Annotated in this window: 11 protein-coding genes and 2 pseudogenes; 3 read left to right on the forward strand and 10 right to left on the reverse strand. The window is 62.4% G+C overall.

All coding sequences use genetic code 11. From position 1 onward, the window contains the following. Nucleotides 1–192: 192 nt before the first annotated feature. Together AC1RQP_RS20560 and istA are read right to left on the reverse strand one after the other, a co-directional pair. A pseudogene (locus AC1RQP_RS20560) lies at nucleotides 193–288 on the reverse strand (IS21-like element helper ATPase IstB); the annotation flags it as partial. Nucleotides 289–299: 11 nt separating this feature from the next. Further along, nucleotides 300–1,328: pseudogene (gene istA / locus AC1RQP_RS20565) on the reverse strand (IS21 family transposase); the annotation flags it as partial. 1 nt (nucleotide 1,329) lies between these two features. Here istA and AC1RQP_RS20570 point away from each other — a divergent pair. After that, nucleotides 1,330–2,070: an oxidoreductase gene (locus AC1RQP_RS20570; RefSeq protein ID WP_492938429.1), complete on the forward strand. Its 741-nt coding sequence runs from the start codon at nucleotides 1,330–1,332 to the stop codon at nucleotides 2,068–2,070. A 33-nt stretch (nucleotides 2,071–2,103) separates the two neighbouring features. Here AC1RQP_RS20570 and AC1RQP_RS20575 read toward each other — a convergent pair whose 3' ends face one another. The 8 genes from AC1RQP_RS20575 to AC1RQP_RS20610 form a co-directional block, all read right to left on the reverse strand. Beyond that, complete coding sequence (locus AC1RQP_RS20575; protein WP_492938307.1) at nucleotides 2,104–3,372, reverse strand: adenylate/guanylate cyclase domain-containing protein; 1,269 nt, start codon at nucleotides 3,370–3,372, stop codon at nucleotides 2,104–2,106. 332 nt (nucleotides 3,373–3,704) lie between these two features. Beyond that, nucleotides 3,705–4,385: a YoaK family protein gene (locus AC1RQP_RS20580; protein WP_492938430.1), complete on the reverse strand. Its 681-nt coding sequence runs from the start codon at nucleotides 4,383–4,385 to the stop codon at nucleotides 3,705–3,707. A gap of 1 nt (nucleotide 4,386) precedes the next feature. Next, nucleotides 4,387–5,808, reverse strand: coding sequence for an alginate export family protein (locus tag AC1RQP_RS20585; protein ID WP_239622463.1), 1,422 nt, complete (start codon nucleotides 5,806–5,808; stop codon nucleotides 4,387–4,389). A 14-nt stretch (nucleotides 5,809–5,822) separates the two neighbouring features. After that, nucleotides 5,823–6,755 (reverse strand): glyoxalase, encoded by a 933-nt coding sequence (locus AC1RQP_RS20590; RefSeq protein ID WP_492938308.1) that lies wholly within the window; start codon nucleotides 6,753–6,755, stop codon nucleotides 5,823–5,825. Further along, the gene (locus AC1RQP_RS20595; protein ID WP_492938309.1) at nucleotides 6,752–7,219 is read right to left on the reverse strand and encodes a DoxX family protein; all 468 of its coding nucleotides are present in this window, start codon (nucleotides 7,217–7,219) and stop codon (nucleotides 6,752–6,754) included. Before AC1RQP_RS20595 ends, AC1RQP_RS20590 begins: the two co-directional genes overlap by 4 nt. Before the next feature lies 1 nt (nucleotide 7,220). After that, nucleotides 7,221–9,107, reverse strand: a complete 1,887-nt coding sequence (locus tag AC1RQP_RS20600) for an amidohydrolase (protein WP_492938310.1) — start codon at nucleotides 9,105–9,107, stop codon at nucleotides 7,221–7,223. Further along, entirely contained in the window at nucleotides 9,104–9,394 is a 291-nt protein-coding gene (locus AC1RQP_RS20605) for a XapX domain-containing protein (RefSeq protein WP_239622459.1), read from the reverse strand. Before AC1RQP_RS20605 ends, AC1RQP_RS20600 begins: the two co-directional genes overlap by 4 nt. Nucleotides 9,395–9,420: 26 nt before the next feature. Then, nucleotides 9,421–10,071, reverse strand: coding sequence for a hydrolase (locus AC1RQP_RS20610; RefSeq protein ID WP_239622458.1), 651 nt, complete (start codon nucleotides 10,069–10,071; stop codon nucleotides 9,421–9,423). 312 nt (nucleotides 10,072–10,383) lie between these two features. Between AC1RQP_RS20610 and AC1RQP_RS20615 the strand changes: the two genes are divergently transcribed. Together AC1RQP_RS20615 and AC1RQP_RS20620 are read left to right on the forward strand one after the other, a co-directional pair. Continuing rightward, nucleotides 10,384–11,199 (forward strand): alpha/beta fold hydrolase, encoded by an 816-nt coding sequence (locus tag AC1RQP_RS20615; RefSeq protein WP_492938311.1) that lies wholly within the window; start codon nucleotides 10,384–10,386, stop codon nucleotides 11,197–11,199. Nucleotides 11,200–11,212: 13 nt separating this feature from the next. After that, nucleotides 11,213–11,845: a hydrolase gene (locus tag AC1RQP_RS20620; RefSeq protein ID WP_492938312.1), complete on the forward strand. Its 633-nt coding sequence runs from the start codon at nucleotides 11,213–11,215 to the stop codon at nucleotides 11,843–11,845. Nucleotides 11,846–11,863 lie beyond the last annotated feature (18 nt).

The following is an 11,863-nucleotide window of genomic DNA, read 5'->3' on the forward strand; positions in this document are numbered from 1 at the left end:
TGCCTGCATTCAGAGCAGCCGAAGTCACATCATGATCGCGGTGGGACGTTTCGGCCTCCACCCCGTTGACATTTTTGGCCTGAAAAGGTGTAGCGACGGGAAGCGTTGTAATGTTCTGATGGTCAAAATAGTTCGGTTGCCCTCACCTGTTCATCCAGCACGATGAAGTCCATCCGGGTCAGATGCTCGGCGACGCTTGACGGCAGTTGCCATGATCTCGTCGAACGCAGCCTTCATGCCGTAGAGCTTGAGTTCGCCCATGAGGTCGAAGATTTGGGTTCGTTCCATCAGATGATCATCCGGAGGTTGTCGTAGCGGACACAACCGGCGATCGGCGCATGGCGGAGCGTCAGTGCGGCCGGCGTCATGATGTTGGCCGGTGGAGCAGGTTCACGTTGCCGCGCCAGGATGTTGAGCACGACATCGGCAGAATGGACGCCATGACCGAGAGCTTCGGCACAGGCGGCTTCCACCGCGGGTAGACCGTCAGTCAGCACCGCGTTGAGGATGTCGACCATCTGACGATTGCCATCGTCGGTGCTTGTGAGCCTGCGCCGGATCCGCTCGACCGCTGCCGGCAACACCCAGTCCTTGAAGGGTGCACCGTTGCGCAAGGCGCCGGGTTTGCGCGCCAGCACCGGCACATAGTGCCAGGGATCGTAGACGGTCTCGCCGCGTCCGAAGCATCGTGGATGCGCCCGTCCTGACCGATCACGATGCGATCGGCTGGACCTCGACGGGGCGCCCAACTGCGCTGGCTGCGACCGAGTATTTGTTGTTGTCGAAGCGCACCAGACAGGTCTTCGAGTCCGACGCCGTCACCGCATGGAAGCCGTCGAACCGACCGGCATAGGGAACGAGGTTGGGACGCTCGGCTTCGAACACTTCCCAGATTGTCTGGTCGGCCAGCTCTGGATGGCGATGCGCCTTCGCATGGGCGATGCATTTGTCCAGCAGCCAGGCGTTTAACTCGTCCCGGTTTTGAACCGCAGCCGCGGCGTGAAGAAGCGTTCCCGGACCAGTCCGACCTAGTTCTCAACCTGGCCCTTCTCCCAGCCCGAGGCTGGCGTACAGGCAACCGGATCGACCAGGTAGTGGCTGCACATCTGCAGGAAGCGGCGATTGTAGCGACGGTCTTTGCCGACGAAGATCGTCTCCACCGCGGTCTTCATGTTGTCGTAGATGCCGCGGCTGCAGGTGCCCTTGAACAGGGCGAACGCCCGGTCATGGGCGTCGAACACCATCTCCTGCGTCTCCCGAGGATAGGCCCGTACGAACAGCATGCGGCTGTGACAGAGCCGGACATGGGGGGCCTTCACCATCACCGTGGTGCCGCTCAGCTCTTGCGCCTTCGATCGGACGTCCGGTCTCTGGACCGGCGAACAGACCGAGGGATGGAGAACCGTCGTCGATCGGATCCACGAAAAAGGGGGGCGTATCGTCGCGCAGCTCTGGCACGCCGGACGCGCCAGCGCGCGTGGCCTACTGTCGGACAAACAACCGCTGTCTCCGTCGGGCGTTAACGACGATCTGGATCGGCTGCAGGTATGGGCGCTGCTCGCAAACGGCGCTTACGTGCGGATCGCCGCCACACCGTCGCGTGCGATGTCGCTCGCGGAGATCCAAGGAGCCGTGAACGAATTCAGACTGGCGGCCGCCAACGCCATTCGCGCGGGGTTCGACGGCGTGGAGATCCACGGCGCCAACGGCTATCTCATCCACCAGTTTCTGTCTCCGACCATTAATCTGCGAACCGACGACTACGGCGGGGACGCCGAAGGGCGATCCAGGTTGCTTCTGGAAATCGTTTCCGCGATTGCCGATGGACCGCTTATCGTCAATACCGGCATCACTCCCGAGCACGCAGAGCAAATCGTCAGTTCCGGCGAAGCGGATGCAGTCGCCTTTGGCCGCCTCTTTCTCGCCAATCCAGACCTCCCGGCGCGGATTCGAGTTGGAGGCCCCTACAACTCCCCAAAGCCGTTCGGGATCTACGGCGGTTCGGATTCCGGGTATCTCGACTACCCAACGCTCGAGACCGTCAGCAGAGAGGCCGCAGCGCGAGCTTAGTGCAGACACAATCGCACAGGTCGACGGCGATCGTCATCCCGCGAGTCCGTATATAGACATCCTAGCGGAGATTCCTCGCAGCTGATGCTCACCGAGATGCTCGACGTCCCGTGGAACGTGCCGAGCGACGGCTTCCGTCATGAGCAGGTCCCGGCCTATGGTCTTGGTGAGCGCTTCCACGCGGCAGGCCTCGTTGACGGCGGCGCCAATAACCGTGAAGTCCAGGCGATCCGGAGCGCCGACGTTACCAAAAAAGACTGCACCTTCGTGGAGGACGATGCCGGCCCGCAGCAGGTGGCAGCCTTCGGCGTAGAACGCAACACGAATAGTCCGATTGAAAACCTCGAGTCGCGCGATCGCGTCCCTCGCCGCCGAGACGGCCGCGCGGGACGATTCGGCGACGCCCACCGTCACCGGAAAGACGGCAAGCATACCGTCGCCGATGAATTTGAGAATTTCGCCGCCGTGAGCGGCTACGGCACTTACCATCGCCTCGAAGTAGGCGTTGAGCAGGACCAGCATGTCGGCCGGAGCCAGAACGTCCGACATCTTCGTGAAATTTCTGAGGTCCGACACCCAAATCACGGCGCGTATCGAGTCTCCCGCGCCGCGCTTGATCGCGCCCTCAAGCACCTTGGCGGCGGCGCCGTAACCAAGGTACGCGCCCAACGCGTTTTCGGAAATCTTCAACTCGCTATGCCGCTGCACATGCAAGGCGAATAGTTTGAAAAGGTGGATCAAGCAGTCTATCTCCGCCTCGGCGAAGCCACCGGCCACTTTCGTCGCGATGGTGATCACGTTGCGTGTATCCAGGCCGGACAACGGAATCGCGGCGTAGTCGGTCATGCCGGCGGCCGCGAGCTCGATCATGATTGGAAATTCCGCCTGCGTCGACGGCTCGCTGGGCGTTCGCCGGATCGTCTCGCCGGTCTCGACGATACGTTGCAGCGGATTGAGTCTGTAGGCGTCAGAATCGACCGCGGCGTCGGCGACCCGTACCTCGTCGCAGAAGCCATCGTCGGCATTCCAGACCCATGCGAATCCGACAAGCTGGGGATGGAGCGTGCCGATATGCAGGGTAAGTCGATCGACCGAAGAGCCGGCGGCCTTCATCTGACGGATCAGCTTGACGAGGAGGTCGATCATCTGCCGCTCGGCGGAGGCCTCTTCCAGCAGCCAGTTTTCGATCCCGGCGAAATTGTCCGCGATGCCCACGGCGACCGCGATCGGACCGGCTCTTCGCACGAACGTGACCGACTGGGGATAGGATCGAGGGGATGGATCGGAAGTCTCAGAAGCCATTTCAGTTTCCTCGCGCATTGCCTGCCGCACCTCTCGACGCGAAGCCGGTCTTGATGTCCGGACAGCAGGATCCATCGTTCCGGGCGACAATGCGGATGCGCTGGCGGCCATACTTTCGACAGCGGGAGCCAAGGTTGACCATCGCGCGTTCCCGTTAGACCACCCGTTGCAGGCCGTCGTCGCGATGCCCGCTCGTGATTGGCCGAAGCGATGCAGTATGCGATGGCCTCTTGATCAGCGACTTCTCGACTTTCTGCAGGTACCCGATCGACATGGGTCGACCGGGCCCGAGCTATTCGCAAGGTTTTTCAATTCGGATCGCTCACGCCGCGTCACTTCGGCTCGGCCGCGGCCAGAAACACCGCCGGTAACGCGATCAGCGGAGGCAAGATGAAGCACCACGTTCCGAACTTCGCATAGAGACAGGCGCCGGCTGCGCATCCCAATGCGAAGGCAGCGACGCTCGCTGCCATCTTGCCGAGCCGCGGCTTGGCGACGGTCAGCACCGACGCTGGCGCGCCGCGAAAAACGTCGGCGACGTCGATCATGATCTGGGTGGTGGTGCCCGTCATCAACGTGCTGGGAGGCTCGGTACCCATATGGATGCGGTGCGCGGCATTCTGGATGGCCATGGCCGCGACCAGAATCATGCCGGTACAGATCGCCTGCCAGCTATCGCCCTGCGTGAATGGTCCGAAATAGACGGCGCACGCACCGCCCACCGCCAGAAGTATCGTCTTGAGGGCCAGCATCGAGCGGAAGATCGGAAGTCCCATTGCCGGGAGATAGAAGCTCAAGATTCTGGTGACGACAACTACGAAGCAGAAGACCGGCAGAGCGAGCAGCTTCGCCAGGCCACCGGACGTCCCCAGCACCATGGCCGCACCGAAGGTGACGAAATTGCCGGTGACATGCGCAGTGAACAGCCCCTGAAGCGCGAGAAAGCCGGCGGTGTCGACGAAGCCGGCATTCAGGCTCATGAGGAGCGGAAGCAAAAGTATATTGCGTGGCATATCACCAACCATATTGAAGCTGGACACCCAGATAGTTGCTGGTGTGTCCACCAGCGCGGATGATCGTGTCGCCGACGTCGAAATGCACCGCCTCGATCGCGCCGGTCAGGTGGTCGTTGAACGCGTAGTCGACGCGAAGCTGACCGTAGGCTCCCGTCCAGTTGCTGCCCTTGCCGGCGGTCCCCGCTATCGGCACGCTGGGCTGGACGTAGATCGCGTCGGCCGTCGTTTCGCGCCACTGCAAGCCAATCGCTCCCATCACCTTCAGCCGGTCCGCCGGACTGACGGTTATGGAGGGTTTGAAGTGAAGGATGTTCGCGTATCCCGTATAGCCGGCCAGCGTGAAATAATAGCCGTTCGGGAAGAGCGGATTGAACGTTCCCAGCGTGCCGTCGCCGGAGTGATGGTCGCCCGACGCAGCGTCGAACTGGAGGCCGATGCGCGGCAGCCAGGGAACACCGGACAAAGTGTATCCAATTCGCGTACCGACGGCCCAGGCACGAATGTCCTTCGTACCCACCTGCCCCGCCTGCCCCATGGCTTCGAGATCCCAGTCGAACTGTTGGGACTTTCCTGCGAATCTTGCATCCAGAATGTGACGGCTTTCGTCGCCCAAGGCATCGATATATCTGGCGGCCTTGCGCTCGTACAGCGAGTAGTAGCCCGACAGCTCGTTGTCACCCAAGACCTTCCGCTCGACCCGGAGCGTGCTGAAGCGGAAATTATCGTTCGACGTGTCGTCGAAAGGGCGAACGTCGAAATATTGGACGGGACGGCTGACGAAACCGATGAAGCGCCAGACGCCGGTTTCCCAGTCAGCCCAGATCGCATCGAATGATTGTCGCACGTTGGGTCCATCCCGCGACGATACGAAGCGCTGCAGGTCAAAGGCGAAGTCCTGTCGTCCGATGCGCGCCTTCAGGGTCCCGCCCGAGAATGTGTTGACATACTCGAGGAAGGCAAGGCGCAGGTCGGCACGGTCCTGGTCGACCGGAGAGACGCTCAGCTTGTCGAAGGCCCGATCGTCCTCGAGTTGAACGAAGACTCGCCAGTTCTCGTTGAAGTGAATGTCGGCGTGCACCTGCAAACGCTGTATGAGATAGCTGTCCGAGGGCGTGTTGCCGGTGCCGAACGCCGACGCGCTATTGGTCTCGAAGCGTTCCCGCAGTGTGGCCCCCAGCGAGACGTAGCTTTTCGGATCGCTCGCCCAAAGCGGGATGTACTTGAGCCCGTCAAACGGTTCGGTCCGCAACCTGGGATCGGCGAGGACCGACCAGTCCTCTGCCCAGCGGTTCGCCTGGATCGCGGGCCTCTTGGGGACCGCAGCGTCCCCGTCTTCGGCCCGCGCGAAGCCGATGCCGGCGCCAAGGGTCGCAAGCGTCAAGACGATCCGGAAGTTACGCATATCGACCCGTGCCAACATCGGCAGACGTCACCTCATTTGCCGTCCGACCGCGATGCACTCTTCGGGCCAAGCGCGTGGATCTCGGCGATGTACCCGCCGGGGAACATGACGAACGCCGCAGAGCGGCCGCTTGACGTGTAGGATTCGACCAGCACCGTTGCGCCGGCGTCCTTTGCCTTGCCGAGCGTCGAAGAGAGGTCGGCCACTTCATAACCCGTCGTCTCCCGACCGTAGGGATAGGGCAGATGACCGTCCGTGACCAATACAACCATCTTCCCGAATGGGGACTCGATCCGGATGCGCCTGTAGGTCACATCCGATCTTCCGATCTCCAAGCCGGGCGCCTTCGCGTCGTCCGAGACGACCTTGCCGCGGGAGAATGCAAGAAAACTCCGGGTGAAAGCAGCGGCCCTGTCGGGAGAGACGTACACGCGGTTCTCCGGAATTCGCTCGAAGGCAGCGTAGTCGGGCTTCGTCGTATGCCAGTAGAGCTGCAAGTTGATACCGCCCGGCCACTGGACCACGGCGTCGCGCCCAATCGGATCCGGGAAGGTGGACACGATCACGTCAGCGCCCGCGCCGCGCGCTGCTTTGATCGCCTCGTCCATGTCTGCGACCAGGTAGCCGTTGCGCTCGGCGCCAAACGGATATGGAATCGGCGTCTTGAAGCCGAACAGCGAGACGGTGCCGACGGGCGTCTGCAGCAGTTGTGACGTGGTGCTGCTCGGCGTGGGCGTAACCGTCGCCACCACCTGCTTGGTGCTCTTGCCGCCAAAGGTCGCCAGAAAGCTTGCCGCGAACTTGTCCACGTCCTCAGGCGCCACGTAGACGTGGGTCGTGTCGTATTGGGGCGCGACGGCAACCGCCGCTTCCTTGGACTTCGTTGCGTCCCTTGCGGCGACCGGCGTGTTCGCGGCGACAATCGCGATAAACGCCGCGAGAGCGATGGCACTTGTTGATTTCATTGAGGCGTTCCTTGGACGGTTTGAGGTCGCGCAGCGCGGTTCGGACGGAGAGAGGCCTCGTCGGAAAGAATGGATACTATGACGAGGCCCGCGATCAACCCGAGATGTTCGAAGAAGGCATTTGTTGCCATGAATCTCTCGTGGCCTCCCATCGTCCAGAAGGCGTTCGCGGTAAGCATCGCGACGAACGTCAGAACGCCGATCCCGCCGGCGCCCAACCACACCAAACGATTCATGACGACAAGCAGAGACCCGCCGAGTTCGACCACGATGGCGGCGGCGGCCCACAGCCAGCCCGGATACAGGCCGAAGTGTTCCTGCTCAGCCACCGCGCCTGCGAAATCGAGCAACTTGGCAAAACCGCCGAGGATGTAGGCGGACACCAAGGCCAATCTGGTCGCATGCCACAGCAGCGGCCAGCGCAAGATTGTGGAAATCCAGCCAGGTGCGGCGCTGGCCTGCATCTCAGACCGCCCAACAGGCGCATCCCAATGCGCCCCAGAAGCTTCGGAGATCGGAGACCGGCAGCCGGCTCGACCAGGCCGCCGCATGGTCGTGTCCATGGACGCCACATGAGTTGGCGCAGCCGCACATTTGCGTGGCCTTCATCGCGAGGCTGGTATCCTTCGTCTGTGCCTTGTCATCGGCCCAGGCCGCGTACCCGCCGAAGCGGCGGGCCGGTGACCAGTCCGGCATCGCGGGCGGCGGAGTGACACTCTCCAGCCTGGAGAAGTCTCCCGCACCAAACACGATCCTTCCCCCGACCATGGTCAGCAGCGCGGTCGTATCGGCGATCTCTGCCTCGCTACAGGAGAAGTAGTCGCGGTCGGGGACGACGAGGTCGGCGAGCTGGCCGACCTGGATCCGGCCCTTGTTACCCTCTTCGTTCGAGAACCACGTCACGTTTTCGGTCCACATCCGCAGCGCGGTCTCGCGATCCAGGCAGTTGCGCTGCGGCGTGATGCGCAGTCCGCCGACGGTCCGGCCGGTGACCAGCCATGACAACGAGACCCAGGGATTATAGGAAGCCACGCGCGTCGCATCAGTGCCGGCAGAGACCTTGACGCCCTTGTCGATGATCTTCTTGACCGGCGGCGTCGCTTCCGCCGCACCCAGCCCATATCGTTCGACGAAATATTCACCCTGGTAGGCCATCCGGTGCTGCACGGCGATGCCGCCGCCGAGCGCCGCGATGCGATCGATCGACTGGTCCGAGATCGTCTCGGCGTGATCGAAGAACCAGTGCAGCCCTTCCAGAGGCATGTCCTGATCGACCCGCTCGAACACGTCCAGGGCCCGCGAAATTGTCTCGTCGTAGGTCGCATGGAGCCGCCACGGCCACTTGTTCTGAACGAGGACGCGTACGACCTCCTCAAGCTCGCCTTCCATCTCCGCAGGCATGTCCGGACGCGCCACCCGGAAATCCTCGAAGTCGGCGGCCGAGAACACCAGCATCTCGCCGGCGCCGTTGTGCCTGAAATAGTCGTCGCCCTGCTTGTACTTCGAGGTCTTCGTCCAGTTCAGGAAGTCCTCCTTCTCGCCCTTGGGCTTCTGGGTGAAGAGGTTGTAGGCCAACCGTATCGTCAGGAGACCTTCGTCGTTCAGCTTCTGGATAACAGCGTAATCTTCCGGATAGTTCTGGAATCCGCCGCCGGCATCGATCGCGCCGGTCACGCCCAGCCGATTCAACTCCCGCATGAAATGACGGGTCGAGTTGACCTGGTAGTCGAAGGGCAGCTTGGGCCCCTTGGCGAGGGTCGCATAGAGAATGTTGGCATTGGGCTTGGCCAGCAGCAAACCCGTCGGGTTGCCCTTGACGTCGCGCATAATCTCGCCGCCGGGCGGTTCGGGCGTGTCCTTCGTATAACCAACTGCACGCAGGGCCGCGCCGTTCAGGATGGCCCGATCGTAGAGATGCAGCAGGAAGACCGGCGTATCGGGTGCCACGGCATTGAGCTCGTCGATCGCAGGAAGCCGCTTCTCCGCGAACTGGTGTTCGGTGAATCCGCCGACGACCCGCACCCACTGCGGCGGCGGCGTGACCGCGACCTGCCGCTTCAGCATGTCCATCGCAGTGGCGAGCGAGCGTACCCCGTCCCAGCGCAATTCCATGTTGAAGTTCAGACCGCCGCGGATGATGTGAAGGTGGTTGTCGATCAAGCCGGGCAAAACGCGCCGTCCCCTGAGATCGACGATCTTCGTGGACGGCCCGGCCAGCTTCATCACGTCATGATCGTGCCCGACCGCGACGAAGCGGCCGTCGGCGATCGCGACCGCCGAAGCCGTCGGGTTCGAGCGATCGAGCGTCGTGAACAGACCGCGATGCAGGATGATATCGGGTGCGGAGGTCATGAATGTTTCTCCAGGCCGTCTGCCGGGGCGGCATTTTTCGACTGGTCGGTTTGACGTCCGGGCAGCAGGCCGAACATGTGCGGAGCGCACTTGGCCTGCTGCCACGCCGACGCCAGCCCGTGTCCGGACAGCAGCTGCCGGGCTACGGGGACGATCTGTTCGCCGGCGAGGATGCCGAGAAGCCCGACCAGCGCCACCAGCGGCGGCGCCGGTGAGCGCACGTTGAGAAGGCTGTAGACGACGCCGACCAAGAGGCCGGCGCCGAGAGACAACAGATAGATTTTCATCACGGTGATCCGCGATTGGAGGACGTTCAGCCGGCTTTCGCGCCTCCTTCGGAGGCGTGCTCTCCGAGCGCCCATTTCGAGAAGCGGATCTGGATTCCGTAAGGCGAATGCGCGCGTTGAATGTCCATCATGCCTTCGTAGGTCTCGCTGCGAGCCCAGTCCTGCTGAAGCTCGTAGGCGTATTGCGACGAGGTGATGGGGACCGCACCTGCCTGGATGGCGCGCTCCATGGCGCGGTTATGGGCTTCGAGGGAGAGGTCGCCGCAGGCATCGGCGGCGATGTAGATCTCGTAACCTTCCTTGAGCATGTCCAAGGTCGGAAAGATCACGCACGCCTCGGTCCAGAGACCGGCCAGCACGAATTTCTTGCGACCGGTGGCAGCCACCGCCTTGCGGAAGTTCCCATCGAGCCAGGAATTCATGGACGTGCGGTCGATGACGTCGTGCTTCGGAAACAGCGAGGTGACTTCCGGCATGAAGGGCCCGGAGAAGGAATCCCTGGCCACCGTGGTCAGCACGGTCGGGATTTTGAAAAGCTTGGCGGCCTTTGCCAGGATCTGGACGTTGTTAACCGTGACCAGGCGGTCATGCGATTGAACGCCCTGGAACATGGCCGGCTGATAGTCGATCAGCGCGATGGCGCTGTTGTCGGGGGTAAGCATATCGAGTTTCGACATCGAGAAGTTCTCCTTGCGATCGGCATAGGCGATCGAGCGAAAGGGAATGGAGCAAGTGGCTTCATCGTGCCCCCTGAACACCGGCCAACGCTTGGACGATTTCGTCGTAGCTTGGATTTCGGCCCGATGACTCATCCAAGTGCGACGAATTGCCGGGCGCACATCGGCGGCGCTGGTCCGAGATCGCCAGCATGTCCAAACGACGCGCAGATCGTGCAAGCCAATCCGCGCTCCATCCGTGAACTTGCGGGCAGGACGACCGAACCGCCTCGCAGGATCACGTTCGGTCATATTTCGTCACAGGAGCGAACGATGGCCTTGCTTGAATTGCGGGACGGCACCGAGCTCTATTACAAGGACTGGGGAAGCGGAAAGCCGATCCTGTTCAGCCATGGCTGGCCGCTCAGCGCGGACATGTGGGACGCGCAGATGCTTTTCTTCGCCGAGCGTGGTTACCGAACGGTGGCATTCGATCGAAGGGGTTTCGGCCGGTCGAGCCAGCCATGGACAGGCTATGACTACGATACGTTCGCCGATGATATCGCCGATCTTATCAAGCACCTCGACCTGAAAGATGTGACACTCGTCGGATTCTCCATGGGCGGCGGAGACATCGCGCGCTATGTGGCGCGCCACGGAACGTCGCGGGTCGTCAAGTTCGTCCTGATCAGTGCCGTGACTCCTCTCTTCATCAAGACCTCGGACCATGACGGTGTCGACAAGTCGGTGTTCGACGGCATCAAGGCCGGCTTGGTCAAGGACCGCGCGCAGTTCCTCGACGACTTCAGCCCCCTCTTCTACGGCACGAACCACGGCATGAAGGTATCGCAAGGTGTATTCAAGCAGACCCTCCAGATCGCGCTTCAGGCGTCGGTCAAGGCGACGATCGATTGCGTGACCGCGTTCTCGGAAACCGACTTCCGGCCCAACATGGCCAAGATCGACGTACCCACTTTGGTGATCCACGGCGAGGACGATCAGGTCGTGCCGTTCCCCTACACGGGCAAGCTGGCCGCCGAGATGATCAAGGGCGCCAAGCTGAAGACCTATCCGGGCGCTCCGCACGCGACGGCAACGACGCATGCCGACCAGGTCAATGCTGACCTGCTCGCGTTCCTGAAGGCCTAGCCGGAAAAAGTCGATGGCCACGAATCCACTTCATCTGCTCGAGCCCAAGGACTGCGCCCTGTTCCTGATCGACCAACAGGCCGGCCTGGCTTTCGGAGTGGGCTCGATCGACCGGCAGGCTCTCATGAACAACGTTGTCGCGCTCGCGAAGACCGCGACGGTGTTCGGCCTGCCTGTCGTCGCGTCCACCTCGGCGACGAAAGTGTACAGCGGGCCGCTGATGCCGGCGGTCAAGTCGGCGCTTCCCAGCGTCGAACCGATCGACCGGCGCAGCATGAACGTGTGGGAGGACGACAAGACGCGCGAGGCCGTGCTCGCCACCGGTCGAAACCGCTTGATCGTTTCGGGCCTGCTGACCGAGGCATGCGTGACGTTCGCGGTGCTTTCGGCGCTGTCAGCCGGCCTCGAGGTCTATGTCGTCGGCGACGCCTGCGGAGGGCTGACGACTGGGAGCCACGAACTGGCTCTCGGCCGGATGCAGGCCGCCGGCGCCCGCCTCACGTCCTGGATCCAGGTTCTGCTCGAGATGCAGCGCGATTGGACGAGGCATGAAACCTACGATGGCGCACGTGCCATCGTCGAATCTCACGCCGGAGGCTACGGGATCGGCCTGGCCTACGCCCGCGAGATGATCCGACCGGCTTAAGACAGGGGCATGCTCGCG

The organism is Bradyrhizobium sp. GW821-FHT13H06, from assembly GCF_058803975.1.

Bases quoted from the DNA above. Each gene is read 5' to 3' on its own strand.
- AC1RQP_RS20575 (WP_492938307.1), bottom strand. From the start codon at position 3,372: ATGGCTTCTGAGACTTCCGATCCATCCCCTCGATCCTATCCCCAGTCG.
- AC1RQP_RS20610 (WP_239622458.1), bottom strand. From the start codon at position 10,071: ATGTCGAAACTCGATATGCTTACCCCCGACAACAGCGCCATCGCGCTG.
- AC1RQP_RS20600 (WP_492938310.1), bottom strand. From the start codon at position 9,107: ATGACCTCCGCACCCGATATCATCCTGCATCGCGGTCTGTTCACGACG.
- AC1RQP_RS20595 (WP_492938309.1), bottom strand. From the start codon at position 7,219: ATGCAGGCCAGCGCCGCACCTGGCTGGATTTCCACAATCTTGCGCTGG.
- AC1RQP_RS20620 (WP_492938312.1), top strand. From the start codon at position 11,213: ATGGCCACGAATCCACTTCATCTGCTCGAGCCCAAGGACTGCGCCCTG.
- AC1RQP_RS20590 (WP_492938308.1), bottom strand. From the start codon at position 6,755: ATGAAATCAACAAGTGCCATCGCTCTCGCGGCGTTTATCGCGATTGTC.
- AC1RQP_RS20580 (WP_492938430.1), bottom strand. From the start codon at position 4,385: ATGCCACGCAATATACTTTTGCTTCCGCTCCTCATGAGCCTGAATGCC.
- AC1RQP_RS20585 (WP_239622463.1), bottom strand. From the start codon at position 5,808: ATGTTGGCACGGGTCGATATGCGTAACTTCCGGATCGTCTTGACGCTT.
- AC1RQP_RS20605 (WP_239622459.1), bottom strand. From the start codon at position 9,394: ATGAAAATCTATCTGTTGTCTCTCGGCGCCGGCCTCTTGGTCGGCGTC.
- AC1RQP_RS20615 (WP_492938311.1), top strand. From the start codon at position 10,384: ATGGCCTTGCTTGAATTGCGGGACGGCACCGAGCTCTATTACAAGGAC.